Annotated in this window: 18 protein-coding genes and 1 tRNA gene; 11 read left to right on the plus strand and 8 right to left on the minus strand. The window is 59.1% G+C overall.

Annotated features, from left to right (window positions below; translation table 11 throughout):
* The first annotated feature begins 82 nt into the window (after positions 1–82).
* Positions 83–159, plus strand: a tRNA-Arg gene (locus tag ACX3M4_RS19505).
* A gap of 261 nt (positions 160–420) precedes the next feature.
* Positions 421–2,775: a P-loop ATPase, Sll1717 family gene (locus ACX3M4_RS19510; RefSeq protein ID WP_459354650.1), complete on the plus strand. Its 2,355-nt coding sequence runs from the start codon at positions 421–423 to the stop codon at positions 2,773–2,775.
* 241 nt (positions 2,776–3,016) lie between these two features.
* On the opposite strand, the gene ACX3M4_RS19515 is transcribed toward ACX3M4_RS19510, so the two are convergent.
* Positions 3,017–3,163, minus strand: a complete 147-nt coding sequence (locus ACX3M4_RS19515) for a hypothetical protein (RefSeq protein ID WP_459354651.1) — start codon at positions 3,161–3,163, stop codon at positions 3,017–3,019.
* 350 nt (positions 3,164–3,513) lie between these two features.
* A complete protein-coding gene (locus ACX3M4_RS19520; RefSeq protein WP_459354652.1) occupies positions 3,514–4,245 on the minus strand; it encodes a FadR/GntR family transcriptional regulator in 732 nt (243 codons plus the stop codon).
* A 138-nt stretch (positions 4,246–4,383) separates the two neighbouring features.
* Here ACX3M4_RS19520 and ACX3M4_RS19525 point away from each other — a divergent pair, with 138 nt between their 5' ends.
* The 5 genes from ACX3M4_RS19525 to acuI are packed head-to-tail and all read left to right on the plus strand — an operon-like array spanning position 4,384 to position 9,604.
* Entirely contained in the window at positions 4,384–5,184 is an 801-nt protein-coding gene (locus tag ACX3M4_RS19525) for a DUF2182 domain-containing protein (RefSeq protein WP_459354653.1), read from the plus strand.
* 12 nt (positions 5,185–5,196) lie between these two features.
* Positions 5,197–5,823 (plus strand): DUF1326 domain-containing protein, encoded by a 627-nt coding sequence (locus ACX3M4_RS19530; protein WP_459354654.1) that lies wholly within the window; start codon positions 5,197–5,199, stop codon positions 5,821–5,823.
* 16 nt (positions 5,824–5,839) lie between these two features.
* Positions 5,840–6,961 carry a dimethylsulfoniopropionate demethylase gene (locus tag ACX3M4_RS19535; RefSeq protein WP_459354655.1) on the plus strand — a complete coding sequence of 374 codons (1,122 nt, stop codon included), beginning with the start codon at positions 5,840–5,842 and terminating at the stop codon, positions 6,959–6,961.
* A 1-nt stretch (position 6,962) separates the two neighbouring features.
* Positions 6,963–8,597 carry an acyl-CoA synthetase gene (locus ACX3M4_RS19540; protein WP_459354656.1) on the plus strand — a complete coding sequence of 545 codons (1,635 nt, stop codon included), beginning with the start codon at positions 6,963–6,965 and terminating at the stop codon, positions 8,595–8,597.
* A 14-nt stretch (positions 8,598–8,611) separates the two neighbouring features.
* Entirely contained in the window at positions 8,612–9,604 is a 993-nt protein-coding gene (gene acuI, locus ACX3M4_RS19545) for an acryloyl-CoA reductase (RefSeq protein ID WP_459354657.1), read from the plus strand.
* A 27-nt stretch (positions 9,605–9,631) separates the two neighbouring features.
* Here acuI and ACX3M4_RS19550 read toward each other — a convergent pair whose 3' ends face one another.
* The gene (locus tag ACX3M4_RS19550; RefSeq protein ID WP_459354658.1) at positions 9,632–10,540 is read right to left on the minus strand and encodes a LysR family transcriptional regulator; all 909 of its coding nucleotides are present in this window, start codon (positions 10,538–10,540) and stop codon (positions 9,632–9,634) included.
* A gap of 98 nt (positions 10,541–10,638) precedes the next feature.
* On the opposite strand from ACX3M4_RS19550, the gene ACX3M4_RS19555 reads away from it, so the two are divergent.
* The 4 genes from ACX3M4_RS19555 (at position 10,639) to ACX3M4_RS19570 (ending at position 13,739) form a co-directional block, all read left to right on the plus strand.
* A complete protein-coding gene (locus ACX3M4_RS19555; protein ID WP_459354659.1) occupies positions 10,639–11,256 on the plus strand; it encodes an FMN-dependent NADH-azoreductase in 618 nt (205 codons plus the stop codon).
* Positions 11,257–11,514: 258 nt separating this feature from the next.
* Complete coding sequence (gene rpmI / locus ACX3M4_RS19560) at positions 11,515–11,712, plus strand: 50S ribosomal protein L35 (RefSeq protein WP_459354660.1); 198 nt, start codon at positions 11,515–11,517, stop codon at positions 11,710–11,712.
* 26 nt (positions 11,713–11,738) lie between these two features.
* The gene (gene rplT / locus ACX3M4_RS19565; RefSeq protein ID WP_459354661.1) at positions 11,739–12,098 is read left to right on the plus strand and encodes a 50S ribosomal protein L20; all 360 of its coding nucleotides are present in this window, start codon (positions 11,739–11,741) and stop codon (positions 12,096–12,098) included.
* Positions 12,099–12,308: 210 nt separating this feature from the next.
* Complete coding sequence (locus tag ACX3M4_RS19570) at positions 12,309–13,739, plus strand: alanine/glycine:cation symporter family protein (RefSeq protein ID WP_459354662.1); 1,431 nt, start codon at positions 12,309–12,311, stop codon at positions 13,737–13,739.
* 381 nt (positions 13,740–14,120) lie between these two features.
* On the opposite strand, the gene ACX3M4_RS19575 is transcribed toward ACX3M4_RS19570, so the two are convergent.
* The 5 genes from ACX3M4_RS19575 to ACX3M4_RS19595 form a co-directional block, all read right to left on the minus strand.
* Positions 14,121–14,984, minus strand: coding sequence for an RNA polymerase factor sigma-32 (locus tag ACX3M4_RS19575; RefSeq protein WP_459354663.1), 864 nt, complete (start codon positions 14,982–14,984; stop codon positions 14,121–14,123).
* Between the two features lie 282 nt (positions 14,985–15,266).
* Positions 15,267–15,851 carry a CarD family transcriptional regulator gene (locus tag ACX3M4_RS19580; protein ID WP_459354664.1) on the minus strand — a complete coding sequence of 195 codons (585 nt, stop codon included), beginning with the start codon at positions 15,849–15,851 and terminating at the stop codon, positions 15,267–15,269.
* A gap of 457 nt (positions 15,852–16,308) precedes the next feature.
* Entirely contained in the window at positions 16,309–16,641 is a 333-nt protein-coding gene (fdxA, locus tag ACX3M4_RS19585) for a ferredoxin FdxA (RefSeq protein ID WP_459354665.1), read from the minus strand.
* 222 nt (positions 16,642–16,863) lie between these two features.
* Complete coding sequence (locus ACX3M4_RS19590) at positions 16,864–17,265, minus strand: RNA-binding S4 domain-containing protein (protein ID WP_459359466.1); 402 nt, start codon at positions 17,263–17,265, stop codon at positions 16,864–16,866.
* Entirely contained in the window at positions 17,265–20,399 is a 3,135-nt protein-coding gene (locus ACX3M4_RS19595; protein WP_459354666.1) for a helicase-related protein, read from the minus strand. The genes ACX3M4_RS19590 and ACX3M4_RS19595 overlap by 1 nt, the downstream gene beginning before the upstream one ends.
* Positions 20,400–20,716 lie beyond the last annotated feature (317 nt).

Raw genomic sequence — 20,716 nt, forward strand, 5'->3', positions numbered from 1 at the left:
ATCCGGGAATGCGCTTGAGCTCCGCCATTCTTAAGGGTCGCCATGGCGGAAAAATCATGCTAATCGACCGAAGCCGATTGAGGGCCCCGTAGCTCAGCAGGATAGAGCATCAGATTCCTAATCTGAGGGTCGCGCGTTCGAATCGCGCCGGGGTCACCAGATTTTTTAAAATTCCAAAGTTTTGAATTTGAGCTTCCAAAATCATTGAATTTTCGGAGCTTTTGGTAACTGCCCAAAATATTGCGACCCAAAAGTTATGTAAGACAATAGCTTACGTGGAAAAGCTTTGAGGTTTCCACCTCGCCCTTGATATTAAGAAATGCTTGTTCTGGCAATCAACATCAAACCGATAGGTGCAGTGGACAAAATTACTCAATTTAGCAGATAATTGGTTCCGTGATTCTCGTAAGGACCATGTTAGTGACTAGCAAAGAAAACTCTTTCGTAGCATATTCAAGCCGCGATCCAGAAAATGCTGACCTAATATTAGAGGGTGTAAAGCGGGCAAATTCTGTTGATGCTTGTGAGTATCACTTTGAACCTTGGGCATTTAACGACATCACAGGTAAACCGCTGATATCACCTGTTTTGGAGAACATTGAAAAAGCTCCCTTTATTGTTGCCGATATTACCTTTCTGAACCTTAATGTCGTTTACGAAATAGGCTTTGCTATCGGCGCTCGCAAACGCGTTGTCCTTATTCGGAACGCCGAAATCGACGGTGATTTCGAGCTATCAAAGAGAGTGGGCATTTTCGATACTTTGGGATTTTCTAGTTATCACAGCAGCGAAGACATAAGAAACAAGCTCACTAGTTTCATTGAAAAGCAACCGTTGCCTATAAACGACACACTGGACCGAAGATCTCCTGTTTATATTCTTCCTAGTAGCAAAAATACTACCGCATCTACTAGCTTGATAGCCAGAATAAAAAGGGCTCGCTATCGTTTTCGCTCTTTCGTTTCTTCAGAAGACATTCGCCTTTCGGCAACTGACGCAATAAGCCAAGTCGCCAAATCCGCAGGTGTAGCAGCTCTACTGGATAACAATAACAACGAGCAAGATATTCGAGCTATGTTCGTCGCCGGACTTGCAGATGGAATGCAGAAGCCGCTGTTATTTTTATGCCCTTATTCGGAACTAGCGCCACTCGATGTACGCGACGAAGTAAAACTCTATAAGACAGAAGCGGATATCGCCGAGTTTGTTGCCGATTTTTGCCCGGAAATCAACGCAAAGATGCAAGAAGGCATCAGCTCTAACGTTGTAGCTCAGAATTTACTTGCCAGCGTTTCCGTAGGAGACTCGACTGCGGAAAATGAAATGACAACATTGGAAAAATATTACCTCCAAACTGATCAATTTCTGAGGTCTTCCAGAGGAGAGGTCAATCTGGTCGTTGGACGGAAAGGCTCTGGCAAAACCGCACTTTTTATTAGGCTTCGCGACACCATTAGGTCGGACAAACGCAATATAGTGGTCGATTTAAAACCAGAGAGCTACGAATTATTGAAGCTAAAAGACGAGATTTTGGACAAACTCGCCGAAGGATCCAAACAACACCTTATAACCGCTTTCTGGGAGTACCTAATTTTATTGGAAGTCTCCTATAAAATACTAGAAAAAGACAACAAAACTCATCGAAACAACCACCTCACAAGAGGTCTTTATGAAGACTTAAATGAAGTTTATCATGAAGATCAAGATATTGCTGATGGCGATTTTTCTGAGCGCGTCATGCAACTTAGCAATCGCGTGCTCGCAAGAAGTCATGACAAATTAAGAGGGAAAGGTGAAACAGCTAAGCTTTCGAACGCGGACATTACAGAAATTGTGTACTCACATGACATAAGAAAATTGAAAGACCTTTTACAAGACTACTTGGATCATAAGCAAAGCGTTTTAATACTTTTTGATAATTTGGATAAAAGCTGGTCTACGGTTGGTGTGGACAAAGCCGATGCGACGACTCTTCGCTGCCTAATTGACGCAGGGAGAAAGGTCGAGAGAGACATGCAACGACGAGGACACGCATTTCGGTGTATTATTTTCGTTCGCAACGATGTCTACGAACATCTCATGCAGAACTCTCCCGACTATGGAAAGGAAATGAGGGTTACACTTGATTGGAGCGATCATGATTTACTTAGAGAAATGCTGCGCCTTCGCTTGCTATCAGAAATAGATCAAGTGCCGGAAGATGCAAAATTTTCAGAAATATGGTCACTTATCTCCGCTTCCCATGTTTTCGGAGAAGAGTCTTCTAATTTTATCATCGATAGATCTCTAATGAGACCTCGTAACGTATTGAAATTCTTCAACCATGCTCGTGGATTTGCGGTAAATTTACGAAAAGAAAAGATTGATCAAGACGATTATTTGAAAGGTCTAAAAGCTTATTCACAAGATCTATTGATTGAATTGGACCGTGAACTAAGCGACGTTTATCCGGTCGCAAAAGATTTATTATATCACTTTATTGATTGTAAATCCGAGATTTCTGCAGAAGATCTTACTGACATAATGTGCAGTGCTGACATACCACGTGAAAAGCAAGATAATATACGTGATTTTCTTCTTTATCATGGTGTTTTGGGGTTAAACACAATTGATGGTGGACAGTATATTTTTGACGTAGGGTATGATCTAAAACAATTGGTTTATCGAATGAAGAGAATGGGAACCGAGTTGAGCTTTGTTATGAATCCAGCGTTTGGCCCAGCCCTTGAAATTAAAGATCGTCTTTTTGAAGGGCAGAAATCGTTGGTTTTTTGAGTTTTTTACTTCATTCGATTGCGAATAGATCAGGAAACATCAATATTTCCTAGAAAAATTGTAATTGCAGCAAAATATAGGTAACTTTTTCAACAGTGACGAATAGTTCTTATTATTAAACACGAACGGCGCGGGTTTTCACCAGCGCCGACGGATATATTCACGAACACTATCAATTATGCCGGCCCGCGGACGGCACGCGCCTGCGCGAAAACCTGCACCTGGCGGCTTCCGAAACCCCTTAGGGCGTAACGGGCGTGTGCAGCGTCGTTACCGGAAGACCTGAAGTGACGGTGTGATCGGTGAGTTGAAGGCTGGGGTTGGTGGCCTTGGTGGCGGCGACACCGGCGAGGACGAGGGTGACGACGGCGATGCTCCAGAATTTCATGGGTCTGCTCCATTCAGCTGATGCCGGACCTGCCGGGACAGGCGCCGACCCTTTGAGCCGATGAATCGCTCTTCGACTTTCGTCTATATTAGACTTTAGGATGACAGGGCGCAATGCCGTAAAGTTACTTATGTCTTAAGTAATTATTTTAAATAGCTTTTTCTATTTCGCCGCGACAACGAATTTGCCCGTTCGGCTGAATCTGCCCGTCCCCGCTGCAGAAACGCGGATTCTCTGGAGGAAAGCGGACATACGCGACGTCACATCTCATTCGACGCGGTCAGAGCCGGCCCCTGCGCGCGGGCATGACCCGTTCAGCGGCCGAATTCCTGACTGTCGTGGCGACCGGCTTAAGCCTGGCGTGGACGGCGGCGCTCTGCCGCCAGGTCCTTGGTGTAGGCAGCCAGTGCTTCCAGCTGGCGGGAGGCCTGCGAGGCGTCGCCTGCTTCGAGGGCTGCGGCCAGGGCAGCGTGCAGATCGGCGATGCGCTCGCGGTCGCGCAGGCGGTAGACCAGCATGTTCATGAGCGGCTGCATCGCCTCGAAGGCGGCCGCGAGCTGGAACGTCAGGATCGGATTGCCTGTTGCGCGCGCGATCGCCGAGTGAAAGGCAACGTCCGAGGCACAGAAGTCTTCGTCGCTTGTAAGCTTGTCGCGCTGGCGGACGATTTCCCTGGCAAGCTCATCAAGCTCGCTGCCGCCGCGCCTGGCGGCAGCCAGTGGCAGGGCCGCTGCTTCCAGAGCGAAACGGGCCTCGATCGCGTCTTCCAGCGGAATGTTGTTCATGCCGATAAGAAGACGGGTGGTGGTCATCAAGTGGTCCTGGGCGTCCGCCCAAGTCAGCCGGTTGACGAAAGCCCCGCCGGAAGAACCGCGTTCGCTGCGGATGAGGTTTTGCGCTGCGAGGCGCTTCAAGGCTTCGCGCACCGTCGAGCGGGAAACGCCGAAGCGCTCGGCCAGCTCGGCTTCACTCGGCAGGCGCTCCTCGCCGGCAAGGCGGCCTTCCAGAATGGCATCACGGATGGCATTGGCGATCTGGACCGACAGGCCTTCTCTTTGAATCGTTTGGAATTCGATCGCCAACACCAGCTCCAGATCTCTTTTCGACAGGCTGCCAAAGCTAATGAGGCGCGTCACATCGGTCAATCGAATTGTTTAAATGTCTGACAATTAAATGTTTGACTTTTGTCCGATCTCCTCGCAGCCTAGGAAGCATCAGATATGGAGGAGCGGGTGGAGACGGTTGAGCGGCTGTTGCCCGGCCACAGAACCCTGTGGCTGACATTCTATGCCGGTATTCTGACGGCCTGGGGCGCGCTGCTTGCCATGCAGGCGGCCGTGACAGGTGGAGTGGATTCCGGCCTGCCCGCAGCGTTGCTTTTGTTGTGCACGCAGTCGGCGGCGGAGGCAGGCCTTGGGTCCGCCGTCCTGATGTGGGCGCTCATGAGCCTGGCGATGATGGCCCCGACCGCCTTTCCCGCTTTCCGCACCTATGCGGACCTCACTCAGGCCGCCGCCTCCGGCAGCCGTCCGCTGGCCGCCCTGATCGGAGGTTACCTCGTTGTCTGGCTGGGCTTTGCCGCGATTGCGGCCGTGCTGCAGACCGCCCTGGCCGCACAGGGCCTCATAGATCCGTTTGGCCGGTCGACTTCGATCGGGCTCAACGGTCTGCTGCTGGTGCTAGCCGGGGCCTATCAGTTCAGTCCGCTGAAAGACGCCTGTCTCAGCTCCTGCCGCAATCCGCTGACCTTCTTCTTTGCCCACTGGCAGCCGGGCACCCGGGGCGGCTTCAATCTGGGCCTCAGGCTCGGCACCGTCTGCCTCGGCTGCTGCTGGGCCCTGATGCTGCTCGCCTTTGTCGCCGGCACCATGAACCTCGCCTTCATGGGCCTCGCCATGGTGCTGATGACGCTTGAAAAACTGCCCGCCATCGGCGCGAAACTCAGCGCACCGCTTGGCGTTTTCCTCATTCTGGCTGGCCTGGTTACCCTCGGCCTGCCGCTGACAACCATAAACCTCTAGGGAGAAACAAGAATGTCAGGCTGGGCCATACGCGGCGAACTGATCCTCAACTGCAACTGCACGGTCTTCTGTCCCTGCGTCGTCTCCCTCGGCAAGCACCCGCCGACGGAAGGCTACTGCCAGGCCTGGGCCGGCATCCGCATCGACGAAGGCCACTATGAGGGCGAGGACCTGTCCGGCCTTAATGTCGGCCTGGTTCTGGAAATCCCAGGCCTGATGGCGCGCGGCAACTGGAAGGCCGCCGCCTATATCGACGAGCGGGCGTCCGAGGCTGCCTATGAGGGCCTGCTCAAGATCTTCTCCGGCCAGGCCAAGGGCACGACCGGCCTCTTCAAAGTGCTGGTCAGCGAGTTCCTGGGCGCCGAACGCGCGCCTGTCTCCTATACCAATGAAGGCAAGAAGCGCCGGTTGATCGTCGGCAAGGCCATCAAGGGCGAAGTGGAACCCGTGCGCGGCGCCAATCCGGACGAGGATATTGTCGTCAGGAACACCGAGTACTGGATGGGTTCCGACATCACGGTCGCAACCGCGACGCAAGGGAGGGTGCGCGCCTATGGCCGCGTCTGGGACTTCGACGGCCGCAGCGCCGAAATCTGCCAGATCGACTGGTCCGGCCCTGCCGCTGAGCAGGCTGCATAAGGCCAAGGAGGTTGCCATGCAGGTTCCCGCAATTTCCATCTCGCGCCGCACGCGCAAGACACCGTTCTCAAGGCGTGTCCAGGCGGCCGGGGTCAAGGGCTACACGGTCTATAACCATATGCTCCTGCCCACTGTATTCGACAGTATCGAAGCGGATTACCATCATCTGAAAAAAGACGTTCAGGTGTGGGATGTGGCCTGCGAACGGCAGGTGGAATTGTGGGGGCCTGACGCTGCGCGTCTCGCCCAGATGCTGACGCCGCGGGACCTCTCCGGCATGACCGCGGGCCGCTGTTATTATACGCCCATGGTCGATGAAACCGGCGGCATGCTCAACGACCCGGTCACCACAAAACTTGCCGAGGACAAGTTCTGGGTGTCGGTGGCCGACAGCGATCTCCTGTTCTGGATCAAGGGCCTTGCCCATGCCTATCGGCTGGAGGTCGATGTCGACGAGCCGGACGTCTCGCCGCTCGCGATCCAGGGCCCGAAGGCGGAGGACCTGGTCGCCCGGGTGTTCGGCGAACGCATTCGCGCAATCCGTTTCTTTCACTTCGACTATGTAGAGTTCGAGGGCAAGAAGCTGGTCCTCGCCCGCTCGGGCTATTCCAAGCAGGGGGGCTTTGAGCTTTACGTGGAAGACTCCCGTCTCGGCGAGCCGGTCTGGGACGCCTTCATGGCAGCAGGGGAAGACCTTAACGTACGTGCCGGCTGTCCGAACCTGATCGAGCGCATCGAAGGCCAGTTGCTTTCCTACGGCAACGACATGACCCGCAACAACACGCCGCATGAATGCGGCCTCGGCCGGTTCTGCCAGACCAAGGATGCCATCGGCTGTGTCGGCCGCGACGCCTTGCTGCGGGTCGCGGTGGAGGGCCCGGTGCGGCAGATCCGCAGCCTTGCCATTGACGGCGATCCGGTGCCGCCCTGTGACGAGCTCTGGCCGATCATTGCCGGTGGCCGTCAGGTCGGCACCATCAGCTCCGCTGTCTATTCCCCCGATTTCCGCACCAATGTCGCCATCGGCATGGTGCGCATGACCCATTGGGACGACGGCACCAAGGTCCAGGTCGACACGCCGCACGGCATGCGGACCGCAACCGTATGGGAGACGCCGTTTTCCAATCAGGGAGCTTAGGATGAAGCAGCATTACGACGCCTTCGCCAGGGCGTCCGCCAACCACGTGCCGCTGTCGCCGCTGTCCTTTCTGGAGCGCACCGCCGCGATCTTTCCGGATCGCACTGCGCTCATCTACAATGAACGGCGTTTCACCTGGCGGGAGGTGATGGACCGTGTCCGGCGCGTTGCCTCCAGCCTGACACGGCTCGGCATCGGACAGGGGGACACGGTCGCCGTGATGGCGGCCAACACGCCGGAGCTGTTCGAGCTGCATTACGCAGTGCCGCTGACCGGCGCCGTGCTCAACACCATCAACACCCGCCTGGAGCCGGAAACGGTCGCCTATATCCTTGACCATGGCGACGCCCGGCTGGTGATCGCCGACACGGCCTTTTCCGGTGTCATCAAAGGCGCCCTTCAGCTGAACGGCAAGGCCCTCGCCACCATAGACATCGTCGATCCGGACGGGCCGGGCGGCGACAGGATCGGCTCTGAAACCTATGAGGAACTTGTCACGTCGGGAGATCCGGGATTTGCCTGGGCCGGACCGGACGACGAATGGGCCGCGCTGGCGCTGAACTACACTTCCGGCACGTCCGGCCGGCCGAAAGGTGTCGTCTATCACCACCGCGGCGCTTATCTGATGGCCATGGGAACGCCTGTTGCCTGGGAACTGCCCCGCCATCCGGTCTATCTCTATTCCGTGCCCATGTTTCACTGCAATGGCTGGTGCCATGCCTGGACCATGACCTTGATGGCAGGCACCATCGTGTTGATCCGCCAGATTACCGGGGAAGCCGTCTTCAGGCTGATAGCCGAGCACGGCATCACGCATCTCGGCGGCGCGCCGGTTGTCCTGTCGATGCTGATCAACACGCCGGAAGCGCAGACGGTATCCCTGCCGCGCAAGGTGAAGATCCTGACCGCTGGCGCGCCGCCGCCCGCCACCGTTCTGGCGAGCGTCAAAGAACTCGGATTTGAGGTGATGCAGGTCTATGGCCTGACGGAAACCTACGGCCATGTCGCCCAGTGCCTGTGGCAGGAGGATTGGGACCGCCTTTCGCCTGACGAGCAGGCCGAGCGCCAGTCCTGGCAAGGGGTCGGCTTCCCGATGACAGAGACCATCGACGTTGTCGACCGCGACAGCGGCAAGCCGGTTCCCCCTGACGGCGAGACGCAAGGAGAGATCGTCATTCGCGGCAATACGGTCATGAAAGGCTATTACAAGAACCAGGACGCAACCGCGGAAGCGTTTTCAGGCGGCGCCTTCAGATCGGGCGATGCGGCAGTGCGACATCCCAACGGCTATATCCAGATCCGTGACCGGCTGAAGGATGTGATCATCTCCGGCGGCGAAAACATTTCTTCCGTCGAGGTCGAGGGCATCTTGCACCGGCATCCGGATGTGGTTCTGGCGGCGGTGGTTGCCCTGCCGGACGAGAAATGGGGCGAGGTCCCCTGCGCCTTCGTGGAGCTGAAGGAGGGCAGCCTTGAAACCGAGGCGAGCCTGATCGCGTTCTGTAAAGAACATATGGCCGGGTTCAAGCGGCCCAAGAAGATCGTTCTGACCGAGCTGCCCAAGACGGCGACCGGCAAAATCCAGAAATACGTCCTGCGCCAGGAAGCCAGGGCAATGACCGAGACCACCAGATAACGGGATTGAGGCACATGACTTTCAAAGCGCTCATCGTAGACAAGGACGCGGACGGCAACACCTCTGCCGCCATCGAGGACATCGACGAGACCCGGCTGCCGGAAGGCGACGTGACCGTAGCCGTCGACTATTCCACGCTCAACTACAAGGACGGGCTCTGCCTCGGGCCGGGCGGCGGGCTCGTCCGTACCTATCCCCATGTCCCGGGGATCGACTTTGCCGGCACGGTCGAGGAAAGCTCCGACGACTGGTACAAGCCCGGCGACAAGGTGGTGCTGACCGGCTGGCGGGTCGGCGAGGCCTGGTGGGGCGGCTATGCCCAGAAGGCGCGGGTCAAGGGCGAGTGGCTGGTGCCGCTGCCCGAAGGCATTTCCACCCGCAACGCCATGGCGATCGGCACAGCGGGCTTTACCGCCATGCTGGCGGTGATGGCGCTGGAAGAACACGGTTTGAAACCGGAAAACGGACCGGTGCTGGTGACCGGCGCCGCCGGTGGCGTCGGTTCGGTCGCAACCGCCATCCTTGCCAATCTCGGCTATGAGGTTGCCGCGGTCACCGGCCGCGAAAGCACCTGGGACTATCTCAAGTCCCTCGGCGCGTCCCGGGTCGTGCCGCGCGACGATGTCGCCGAACCGGTGAAAAGGCCGCTCGAAAGCGAGACCTGGGCCGGCTGCGTCGACGCAGTCGGCGGACCGATGCTGGCGCGGATCCTCGGCCAGATGAAATACGGCGCCTCGGTTGCCGCGGTCGGCCTTGCCGGCGGCGCCAACCTGCCGGCAACCGTCATTCCGTTCCTGCTGCGCGGGGTCAATCTTCTTGGTATCGACAGCGTCATGAAACCCTATGACGGCCGCCTGAAGGCGTGGGAACGGCTGGCAAAGGACCTGCCGATGGACAAGCTCGAGGCGATGATCCAGCCGGCAACCCTGGCAGACCTGCCGCAGCTTGGCGCGGATATCCTGAAAGGACAGGTCAAGGGCCGCGTCGTTGTCGACGTGAACGCCTGATTGCAGACCTGAATGAATTTGGGGCGGTCAGTCCGCTGGCCGCCCGTAGTGCATCTTCAGAAAATCGATCATCACCCGCACCTTCTGCGGCAGATAGGACCGGCTCGGATAGAGCAGCCAGGCCGCCGTCTCGAATGATGCCGCCGCGCAGGCATGGTCCGGAAAGAGATCGACCAGGGTTCCGTTCCGGAGATCCCGCTGCACCAGCATGATCGGCAAAAGGGCAACGCCCATGCCGAGCCGCGCCGCCGAGCGGATCGACAAGGCATTCGAGATCACCGTCGCACCGCCGACGGGTACGCTGAAGGGCTCTTCATTCCCCTTTTCCCGAAACTGCCAGTAGGTGCGAAACCCCGGAATGGCGAACCGGATGCACTCACGTTCGGCGAGATCATTCGGGTGCGTAACCGGGCCGGTTTTCCTTAAATATTCCGGCGAGGCGACCACCCGGTAACTGGTGGTCATCAGCTTCGCGACGATCCAGTCGCCCTGCGGCATGGACCCGAACCGGACGGCAAGGTCGATGCCGTCCGCGGTAAGATCGAGATTCGCATCGGAGGCCAGGAGCTCGATATCGATCTCCGGATATGTGTCGCGAAATTCCGGAAGGACGGGTATCAGACATTCCTGCACGAAGGAAATGCTGGCCGTCATCCGGAGCGTGCCGCGCGGCGAGACCGCATTTGTGCGGGCTTCGTCCCCGGCGGCCTCCAGTTCCTCGACCAGCGGGGCGATACGGTTGAGATAGAGTTCTCCCTCGCCGGTCGGTGCAAGGCTCCTCGTGCTTCGCTGAAAAAGCCGGAACCCGACATCCTGTTCCAGCTGGGCAATCACGCGGGATACGCTGGACGCGTCGAGATCCAGAAGCCGGGCGACAGCGGCAAAGCTGCCGAGATCCCGGACGAGCAGGGCGGTTTTGAGTGTCGAGAGTTCCATTCATGCAATATGCGCACGAGTTCGATGCGTTGCGACCTATTTTTCGCAATCACGCAAGAAACTAGATCCAACCTGTCACCAGAACAGGAGGCAAGTTCATGACCCAGTTGCTCCGCATCAATTCCAGCTCGCGCCTTGAAGGCTCTCATTCCGCCGCCCTTGCCGATACTTTCGAGGCGGCCTACCGCCAAAAACATCCCGGTTGCCGGGTCGTGACCCGCAGCGTTGCCGACGGGTCGATCCCTTTTATCGGCCAGAAGACGATCGAGGGCTTCTATGCACCGCAGGATGCCTTGACCGCGGACATGGTGGATGCCACCGCGTTGTCCGATGAGTTGATCAGCGAATTGCAGGCGTCGGATACGCTGCTGCTCGCCGTGCCGATCTACAATTTTTCCATCCCGGCAGCCCTCAAGGCCTGGGTCGACCAGATCATGCGGATCGGCCATACCTTCTCCATGGGTGAGGCAGGCTTCAGCGGCCTTTTGAAGACGCGGCGCGCAATAATTGTCTGCGCCTATGGTGCGGAAGGCTATCTGGCGGACGAACCCTTTGCGGCGGCCAATTTTGTCCAGCCGTATCTGGAGTTCGTGCTGTCGTTTCTCGGCATCGCCGACATCGAGTTTGTCCATGTGCAGGGAACGGCAACCGCCGCGCCGGAGATCTTCGAAAAACGGCTGGAAGAGGCCAGAAACGCCGCAAGACTCGCCGCCTGACCCGCCTCCAGAAGCATGTCGGCAGCCGGAATCCCTGCAAGCGCGAGAAATCGGGCGCAAATGCCGGGATTCCGGTTGCTTTTGGCGGGAAGCTCCCATATAAGCGCCCGGTCCAGAGTCGTCCGGCTCGTCGTGGGCTGGTTTTCTGCATCCTGATGCGAACCCTCCCCGGCAACCAAGGGCATGCCGTGTCGGCTCTGAATGCACCAACAAAAGAGTATCTGCCGCAAGGCGGATGCACCAAGGAAAGGATGCAAAATGCCCAAGCTGAAGACGAAATCCGGCGCCAAGAAGCGCTTCAAGGTGACCGCAACCGGCAAGGTGAAAACCGCGCAGGCCGGCAAGCGTCACGGCATGATCAAGCGCACGACCAAGTTCATCCGCAAGGCCCGTGGCACGACCACGCTGAGCCCGCAGGATGCGAAGATCGTGAAGCAGTTCCTGCCTTACGCCTAAAGCCAGCCCCGAAGGAGATCACCTAAATGTCACGCGTCAAACGGGGCGTTACCGCCCACGCTCGCCACAAGAAAGTTATTAAAGCCGCCAAGGGTTACTATGGCCGCCGCAAGAACACCATCCGCGTCGCCAAGCAGGCCGTCGAGAAGGCAGCACAATACGCCTATCGCGACCGCAAGACCAAGAAGCGCAACTTCCGTTCGCTCTGGATCCAGCGCATCAATGCGGCAACCCGCATGCACGGCCTGACCTATGGCCGCTTCATCGACGGTCTGAACAAGGCCGGCATCGAAGTCGACCGCAAGGTCCTCTCGGATCTGGCCATCCATCAGCCGGAAGCTTTCAAGTCTCTGGTCGAAAAGGCACAGGGCGCTCTGGCAGCCTGAGGCTTTCGAAATACGTGAATTACAAAAACGCGGTCCCCGGGGCCGCGTTTTTTTGTTTCCGGCTGTCATCCGGCTAACAAAACAGCTCTGGAGAGTGGTGACGCAAGGTTCTCTTTTCTATTGCATTGGCCAAGACGCGAAGCTTAACCTGTCAGATCCGACAGGGCTCTCCCAACGGAATCCCTGCGGTTATTAAGGAGGGCTGGAGCCATGCACTATATCGAGGCGTTCTTTGCGCTGATCGGCGATCTGACGTGGGGATGGGCACTCATCCCGTTTCTGGTGGTCATCGGCGTTTTCTTCACCGTCACCACCGGCTTTGTCCAGTTCCGCTTCTTTTTGCGCATGTTCCGGGTTCTGTCCACCAAGAACCAGTCCGGCGATCCCAACGCGATTTCAGCCCGTGAGGCGCTGCTCCTGTCCGTCGGCGGGCGTGTCGGCGGCGGCAACATTGCCGGGGTGGCCGTTGCGATCACGCTCGGCGGGCCAGGCGCCGTCTTCTGGATGTGGGCCATCGCCCTTGTCGGCATGGCGACCAGCCTGATCGAATGTTCCCTTGCGCAGCTCTACAAGCGCTCCGCCGGCGACGGCACCTACCGCGGCGGCCCGGCGCGAACCATCATTCACGGCCTTGGCCGCGACTACCGCTGGCTGGCGGTGCTTTACGCCATCTGCCTGATGGCCTCGTTCGCGTTCGGCTTCAACGCCTTCCAGGGCAACACGGTGGCAGGCGCCGCGGAGGAAAGCCTCGGCATCGGACGGCTTTGGACCGGGATCGGCCTGACCGCACTCACCGGCCTGATCGTCTTCGGCGGCATCCACCGCATCGCCAAGGCGGCCGATATCATCGTGCCCATCATGGCAATCGGTTACATCGGCATTGCGCTGGTGATCATCGTCATCAACATCACCGAGATCCCGGCTGTTCTCTACACCATCGTCGCCAATGCACTCGGCTTCGAGGAAGTGGTCGGCGGCGGCATGGGCGCCGCGCTGGCGCAGGGTCTGCGCCGCGGTCTCTTTTCCAACGAGGCCGGCCTCGGCTCCGCACCCAACGTCGCCGCCACCGCGGACGTGCGCCATCCGCTCAGCCAGGGCATCACCCAGTCCTTCTCGGTCTTCATCGACACCATCATCATCTGCACCTGCACGGCCCTGGTCATTCTTCTGGGCGACGTCTATGTACCCGGCGCCGAGGGTGTCGACGGCGTCGTGCTCACCCAGCAATCCCTCGCCTCTCATCTCGGCGCGTGGACCAGCTACTTCCTCACCGGCGCTGTGCTGCTGTTCGCTTTCTCGTCGATCATCTACAACTACTATCTCGGTGAAAACGCGCTCAGTTCCATGACCTCCAGCACGATGGCGCTGCAGGTCCTGCGGGTGGCGGTCATGGGAGTCGTCTTCCTGGGAGCCACCGCACCCAATGCAACGGCGGTGTTCTTCTTCTCCGATCCGCTGATGGGCGTTCTGGCCGTCGTCAACCTGCTGGCGCTGATGATGCTGTTCCCGACAGCCAAGCGGATCCTGGAAGACTTCAAGCAGCAATTGCGCGAAGGCATTGCCCGGCCGGTCTTTGATCCGGACAAGTTCGCCGATCTCGACATCGACAGAACCGCCTGGACCGGCAAGGCTCCGGATTGATGCAAACAAGGGCTACGGAAATCAGATGCGCGGCCGCAAGCCGCGCATTGAAGTCTTAAGAAGGCGGTTCTTTTCATGCGTCATCCCGGACGCAGCGAAGCGGCGATCCGCGGCCGGAGAACCCGAGGGCTCCCGGTGTCAATTGCAGGTCATGTCAATGGGATGGCGGCGCACCGGTCCCGGCTCGCGCTGCGCTTGGCCGGGATGACGGTAGCGAGCGTTTAATGCGTGCGCGTTCATTTGAATTCACGTGACCCGCTTTATTTCTTTTTTGACGCACGGCTTTTTGCGAAAAACCGGAACCCACATTTTCGCGAAGTACTCCGGGTTCCCCTTCCATCAGATCGGACCTGAAGCCCGTCCTGTTGGGTCAGGAGCGTTTCACGAGCTGTAGACGGCCCGATCCGGCTGGGCGGCGAGCAGCGCCGATTTCAGTTTTTCCATGGCCCGGCTCTCGATCTGCCGCACCCGCTCCTTCGAAATGCCGAGCTTTTCGCCGAGGGATTCCAGCGTTGCCCCGTCTTCGGTCAGGCGGCGCTCGCGCACGATCCTGAGTTCGCGCTCGCTGAGCACCTCAAGCGCCGATGACAGCCAGCGGTGGCGGCGCTCTGAATCGATCTGACCGGTCACGATCTCGTCGGGAAGCGGGGCTTCGGAGACCAGAAAATCCTGCCGGTCGGCGCTGGAGCCCTCGCTGTCAGTCACCGGTGCGTTGAGCGAGGTGTCCGGCCCGGACAGGCGTGCGTTCATCAGGGCGACATCGGCCTGTTTCACGCCGATGGCATCGGCGATCTTCTGATGCAGCTCGCTGTCGGTGAGCGGGGTCTGGTTGCTGGAAAGCTTTGCACGCAGCCGGCGCAGATTGAAGAAAAGCGCCTTTTGCGAAGACGATGTGCCACCGCGCACGATCGACCAGTTGCGCAGGATATAGTCCTGGATCGAGGCACGGATCCACCAGGTGGCATAGGTGGAAAAGCGCACTTCCCGGTCGGGCTCGAACCGGGCGGCAGCTTCCAGGAGACCGACATGACCTTCCTGGATCAGGTCGCCGAGCGACAGGCCGAAGTTGCGGAAACGGGAGGCCACGGCAATCACGAGCCGCATATGCGACAGCGACAGCTTTTCCAGGGCTTTCTCGTCCCGGTGGTCCCGCCATCGGATCGCAAGCTCCAGTTCCTCCTCACGGGTGAGGTAGGGCGCTTTCATTGCGACCTGGACCAGCTGCCGTTTTTCGCTCATGGACATGATCGACGCTCCGATATTGGAATCGGGGAAATTACGTACCGGGTGACAGGTTAGATCACTTAGTGCTGCCGTTGGGGCAGTTTTTGTGCACTTTCGCGTGAACGGAGCGCGAGGACGCTGAGGGCGCTACCGGTGGGCAAGCGGGAAAAAACGACAAGACGGCAAAGACTTCTGCCGTTTCTTCGGGTCCATAGTGTCTCAGATGGTGGCAGGTGGGCGGAAATGAAAAGGGCCCGGATTGCTCCGGGCCCTTGACTGGTTCTGAACGAATGTTCCGCCGGATCAGGCGGCTTCTTCCTTGTCTTCGTCCTCGTCCGCGGCAGCATCCGCTGCTGCTTTGAGGCGGCTCGGAGACTTGGCGAGGTTCTGTTCGATCTGCTTGACTGCTTCGGTTTCGGAACACTTGTTCACCGCGGCAATCTCGCGGGCCATGCGGTCAAGCGCGGCCTCGTAGAGCTGGCGTTCGGAATAGGACTGTTCCGGCTGGTTTTCGGACCGGTAGAGGTCGCGCACGACTTCGGAGATCGCGATCAGGTCGCCGGAATTGATCTTGGCTTCATATTCCTGGGCACGGCGGCTCCACATTGTGCGCTTCACGCGCGGGCGGCCACGAACGGTTTCGAGGGCTTTCTTGACGGCTGCCGGATCGCCGAGTTTACGCATGCCGACGGACGCAATCTTGGCGACCGGGACACGAAGGGTCATCTTGTCCTGTTCAAAAACGATGACGAGCAACTCCAAAGAGTGACCTGCGACGTTCTGCTCTTCAATGGCGGTAATCTGGCCGACGCCGTGTGCCGGATAAACAATGTACTCGCCGGTTTTGAAACCTTGACGCTGCGCGGTCTTTTTGGTGTTCGTTGCCATACTCGTATTCTCTCCTGCGCAGTTGTCGGTCCGCTTGCGGGACCGGTGACGGACCGCGGCGCGGTCCCCTGTTCTTATGCGACACGAACCCCGCCGGGCGATCCATAGTGGAACGCCTGTTGATATGCGGCGTGTCAGGGCTGGTCAGTCGTCGTTTTCCACTCTAGAACCTTGATCAGTCATATGAGCTGCCGGGACCTTGATCTGTCCGGTGCTTCAAATCCGGAACAGAAAACCTAAAAGTCCATTTTGGGGGTTGTTCTCGTGGTTGGCGACTAACTTCTATACCTACCACACTTTTGTGGAAAATTAAAGTACTGAGCTTTCTTGGTGCGAAAACACAACAGCACACCTGCCGGAATGCCCCGGGCAGGTGTCTGAAACCCATGTAGAAATCGCCGTTTTCGACAGGCCGTACGCAACTTGCGTCAGTCTGCCGCACCAGCCTGAAAACGAATCAGGCAGGCGGATTCGGAGAAAAATACTTCTCGAACTTGTTTTCTTTGCCGTCAAACTCTTCGGCGTCCGGCAACGGATCCTTCTTCTCCGTAATGTTCGGCCATTTCTCCGAGTATTCGGCGTTGATCTCGATCCATTTTTCGAGGCCCGGTTCGGTATCGGGCAGGATGGCCTCGGCCGGGCATTCCGGCTCACAGACGCCGCAGTCGATGCATTCGTCCGGATTGATGACGAGGAAATTCTCGCCCTCGTAGAAACAATCCACCGGGCAGACTTCGACACAGTCGGTGTATTTGCACTTGATGCAGTTGTCCGTGACGACGTAGGTCATCGCTATCCTCATTCGGCGCCTGAACCTGGCTCGTCATAGCCCATCGGTCCAGCGGTCGGTTTCGTGCCGCTCTCAATGGAAGGCGCACGTAAAAAGTCTCATGCGCTGTTGGGTATCGCTTTTGTCAAAGCGGTGCAAGCGTTCCGGATGACGCAGTCCGGCCGAAGGAGAGAAAGTTTTTCCGAATTTCCGGCACTTGCTGAAATCTCGCGCCGCAGCGCTTTACTCTTCACCCCGAAGGGCGTCCGTCTTGCGCCGGTCGCGCTTGGTGGGGCGGCCGCTGCCGGCTTCCCGCTGGCCGGGAGCCGGCGGAGGCGGCGCTTCCTTCGGCGGAGGCGGGGGAGACAGATCCTCGTAGAGCTTGCGTGCTTCCTCGTAAGGTCCGCGCCGGGTGCCGAGCATCACCACCTTCAGAACGAGGATCCTGCGGTCGAGGGCAATGGTCAGGACGTCGCCCGCCTTCACGGTCTTGCTGGCCGAGGCGATCTTGTCCTTGTTCACCCGCACATGGCCGGATGTTGCAAGTTTCTGGGCAAGGGAGCGGGATTTGGTGACCCTGGCGTACCAGAGCCACTTGTCGATGCGCAGGCTGCCGCTGGCAGCTTGGGGATCAGGCGCTGTAATTACTTCTTGTCCTTGCTGTCCATATTCGCCTTCAGCGCCATCAGAGCGGCAAACGGCGAATTCGGATCGATCGGCTTGTCCTTCGGTGCCTTGTCGCGGCGGTTGCCGTCAAAGCCCTTCTGGCCATCCCGTGGGCCACGGCCGCGGCCGTCAAACTTCTGGCCGCCCTTGCCCGGACGCCGGTCGCCGCGGCCACCTTTCGGGCGGTCGCCCTGGTTTTCACGGTCCTGTTGACCTTGGCCATGCTGCCCCTGGCCCTGCTGACCCCGGCGGTTGTCGCCGCGGCGCTGGTCCGGACGGCCGCCGCGCGGGCGGCGGTCGTGCCGGCCCGGGCGCCAGATTTCGATGGTCACGGTTTCCGTTTCAGCTTCGCCTTCTGCAGGGGCACTTTCTGCAGCAACTGCTGCATCGCCTTCGACTGCCGGAGCGTCCGCGACAGCGGTTTCGCCAGCAGTTTCGGCAGAGGGCTCTGCGACTGCGACAGCCTCGATAGCTTCCGGCGCGGCAGCCGGTTCAGCCGTAACAGCTGTCTCGGTCACGGCATCTTCGGTGGCAGGTGCTTCAGCGCCGGTTTCGGCCGGTGCCTCGGCGGTGTTCGCCGGTGCAGCTGCTTCAGCGGGTGCAGACCCTTCCGCGGTCTCCGGCTTCGCGGTGACCGGGCGCTGGATTTCCTTCGTCTCGCAGCGATAGCCGAGCGACTTCAGGACAGCGGAGAAATCCTCGCCTGCACAGCCGAGCAGGGAGGTCATCGCAACGGTGACGGTAAAGCCGCCGCCGGTCGCGACCGCGCCGTCCGGCGGGCTCACTTCAGCATCCAGCGGTTTCCAGGCGATCAGCGGCCGGATCAGGTCGGCGAGGCGTTCCAGAATGTCGACACGCACGGCGCGCGGGCCGCAGACGCGGAAGCCGACGACCTTGTAAAGCGCCTTGTCGATGGTCTCGTCGACCGGAATGGAGGTGCGGCCGGAAGCGGAGAGCTGCGGCAGCTCGGCCATCCCGTGCATGTCCAGCGAGCCGTGCTTCAGTGCCCAGAGCTGGGCCAGCAGCTGGCTCGGAGCCGGTTTCAGGAGAGCGGGCACGAAAATCGTGTAGGCGCCGAAACGGACGCCGTGCTTACGTAGTCCGGCGCGCATGTCCTGGTCCAGCTGGCGGATCTCGTCGGCAGCTTCCTGGCGCTCCAGGATGCCGAGGCCTTCAATGATGCGGAACGCGATGCCGCGGGCAAGGCCTTCCAGCCCTTCGCCCGCTTTCAGGTCCATCAGCGGCTTCAATAGCGTGTCGATCTGGGCCTTGACCCAGAGATCGAGCCGGGTCTGGACATTGTCCCGTGCCGGGCCGGTCAGATGTTCGTCAGCCAGAAGCAGAGCTGTCGGCGCCAGCACGTCTTCACCGGCAACAAGCTTAGCCACCGGTTCGCCGCGCCAGCGGATCACAGCTTCGGACGTCAGCACGAAATCGGAATTCTCCGACTTGCCGAGCTTCTCGGCGCGGGCTTCGATTTCGGTGGTCAGGGCTTTTTGCGCGGCCGCGCGCACGGTCTTGCCGTCCGGGCCTTCGGCCGCCGCGTCGGGGGCAAACCGGAAGCCAAGCAGATTCCCGATGTGCTGACCTTCCACGAGCACATCGCCGCTCGATGTAATTTCTGCTTCCAGCATCGCGTTCTCTCTCAAACGTCGCATCAATACACTTGTCCGCCGATCGACGAAGCGCTGTGTCAGCCGCTCGTGAAGGGCGTCGGATAGTTTGTCTTCAATGCCGCGCGTCTCGCCCTGCCAGTGGGCCGGATCGGCCAGCCAGTCGGGACGATTGGCGACATAAGTCCACGTCCGGATATGAGCAATCCGGTTTGCGAGAGTGTCGATATCACCATCCGTGCGGTCTGCGAAGGCCAATTGACGCGTGAACCAGTCATCCGCGATCGCTTTGTCCCGCATCAGGTGCGTATAGATGGTGTTGAGCAGCTCTGCATGGTTTGCCGGCGCGATCTTACGATAGTCGGGGACCTGACACACGTCCCATAGCAATTCGATCGCTTTTTCGCCCCTGGCCATTCCGGATATTTCAGGATCGCGCAACAAATGTTCAAGGGCGGTGACGTCGTCGCTGACGGGTGCCCTTGCGAGACCCTCTTCCTTCGGCACGGTATCAAGGCTGTTGCGCAGGGCGTTAGCCGACGAAAAATCCAGCGCACTGTTGCGCCATTGCAGCACTTTCAGGCTGGCGAAATGGTGACTTTCGATTGCTTCGATCAAATCGTCGTCCAAGGGATCGACCCGGCCCGTCACCCCGAATGTGCCGTCCTTGGTATGTCGGCCGGCGCGCCCGGCGATCTGGCCCATCTCCGCCGGGGTCAGCTGGCGGTACTGGTAGCCGTCATATTTGCGGTTGCCCGCAAAGGCGATGTGGTGGACATCCAGATTGAGCCCCATGCCGATGGCATCGGTCGCGACCAGGTGATCGACATCTCCGTTCTGGAAGAGTTCCACCTGGGCATTTCGCGTACGCGGGCTCAGCGATCCCAGCACCACGGCCGCCCCGCCGCGCTGGCGGCGGATTAGTTCGGCGATGGAATAGACCTCGTCGGACGAGAAGGCGACGATGGCCGAGCGGGCCGGCAGGCGGGAGACCTTCTTCGATCCGGCATAAGTCAGCATCGACATACGCGGCCGCGTGACGACATTGAGCCCCGGGAGAAGCTTTTCCAGCAGCGGGCGCACGGTGGCCGCACCGAGCAGCAGGGTTTCGGACCGGCCGCGCAGATTGAGGATCCGGTCGGTGAAGACATGGCCGCGGTCGAGATTGCCCGCAAGCTGCACCTCGTCGATGGCGACGAATTCCGTATTGAGGTCCAGCGGCATCGCCTCGACCGTCGACACCCAGAAGCGCGGGTTCTTCGGAACGATCTTTTCCTCGCCGGTGACGAGCGCCACCGCTTCCGTGCCCGCGCGCTCTGCAACACGGGTATAGACCTCGCGCGCCAGAAGGCGCAGCGGCAGTCCAATCAGGCCGGAGGGCTGCGCCAGCATGCGCTCGATGGCAAGATGGGTCTTGCCGGTATTGGTCGGTCCGAGCACGGCCGTCACTGTGCGGGACCGGGTCGACGGCGGCAGCGGCAGGGTCTGGGGACGGGGCATGGGGAGGCTTGTGATCAGCTTTCTTCGGCGAGGCGCGATTGACCGGCGCCTATATCTGGTGCCGCGTGTCTAGCACAGGCATGGAGCCTGTGTCCCTAGTCTTTTGGCCAGATGGTCGGGTTTTTCCGGCACTCAAATAAGTTGTGGAGAACGACTCTGGAACAAACCGAAACCGAATCGGTGACTCCGGGCGATTCAGGATTTGTTCCCTACGACATGTGGTTTCCCGGGTGGGCGATGCCACGAAATCGTGAATCTGGCCAAGGGTTTGAGTCGTTCGCGGCAAGGCGTGGTGATTTGCCGCGAATCCGTGTCAA

This window comes from Roseibium sp. M-1, from assembly GCF_054515675.1.

Bases quoted from the DNA above. Each gene is read 5' to 3' on its own strand.
- ACX3M4_RS19515 (WP_459354651.1), bottom strand. From the start codon at position 3,163: ATGAAATTCTGGAGCATCGCCGTCGTCACCCTCGTCCTCGCCGGTGTC.
- ACX3M4_RS19525 (WP_459354653.1), top strand. From the start codon at position 4,384: ATGGAGGAGCGGGTGGAGACGGTTGAGCGGCTGTTGCCCGGCCACAGA.
- ACX3M4_RS19530 (WP_459354654.1), top strand. From the start codon at position 5,197: ATGTCAGGCTGGGCCATACGCGGCGAACTGATCCTCAACTGCAACTGC.
- ACX3M4_RS19535 (WP_459354655.1), top strand. From the start codon at position 5,840: ATGCAGGTTCCCGCAATTTCCATCTCGCGCCGCACGCGCAAGACACCG.
- ACX3M4_RS19540 (WP_459354656.1), top strand. From the start codon at position 6,963: ATGAAGCAGCATTACGACGCCTTCGCCAGGGCGTCCGCCAACCACGTG.
- acuI (WP_459354657.1), top strand. From the start codon at position 8,612: ATGACTTTCAAAGCGCTCATCGTAGACAAGGACGCGGACGGCAACACC.
- ACX3M4_RS19550 (WP_459354658.1), bottom strand. From the start codon at position 10,540: ATGGAACTCTCGACACTCAAAACCGCCCTGCTCGTCCGGGATCTCGGC.
- ACX3M4_RS19555 (WP_459354659.1), top strand. From the start codon at position 10,639: ATGACCCAGTTGCTCCGCATCAATTCCAGCTCGCGCCTTGAAGGCTCT.
- rpmI (WP_459354660.1), top strand. From the start codon at position 11,515: ATGCCCAAGCTGAAGACGAAATCCGGCGCCAAGAAGCGCTTCAAGGTG.
- rplT (WP_459354661.1), top strand. From the start codon at position 11,739: ATGTCACGCGTCAAACGGGGCGTTACCGCCCACGCTCGCCACAAGAAA.
- ACX3M4_RS19570 (WP_459354662.1), top strand. From the start codon at position 12,309: ATGCACTATATCGAGGCGTTCTTTGCGCTGATCGGCGATCTGACGTGG.
- ACX3M4_RS19575 (WP_459354663.1), bottom strand. From the start codon at position 14,984: ATGTCCATGAGCGAAAAACGGCAGCTGGTCCAGGTCGCAATGAAAGCG.
- ACX3M4_RS19580 (WP_459354664.1), bottom strand. From the start codon at position 15,851: ATGGCAACGAACACCAAAAAGACCGCGCAGCGTCAAGGTTTCAAAACC.
- fdxA (WP_459354665.1), bottom strand. From the start codon at position 16,641: ATGACCTACGTCGTCACGGACAACTGCATCAAGTGCAAATACACCGAC.
- ACX3M4_RS19595 (WP_459354666.1), bottom strand. From the start codon at position 20,399: ATGCCCCGTCCCCAGACCCTGCCGCTGCCGCCGTCGACCCGGTCCCGC.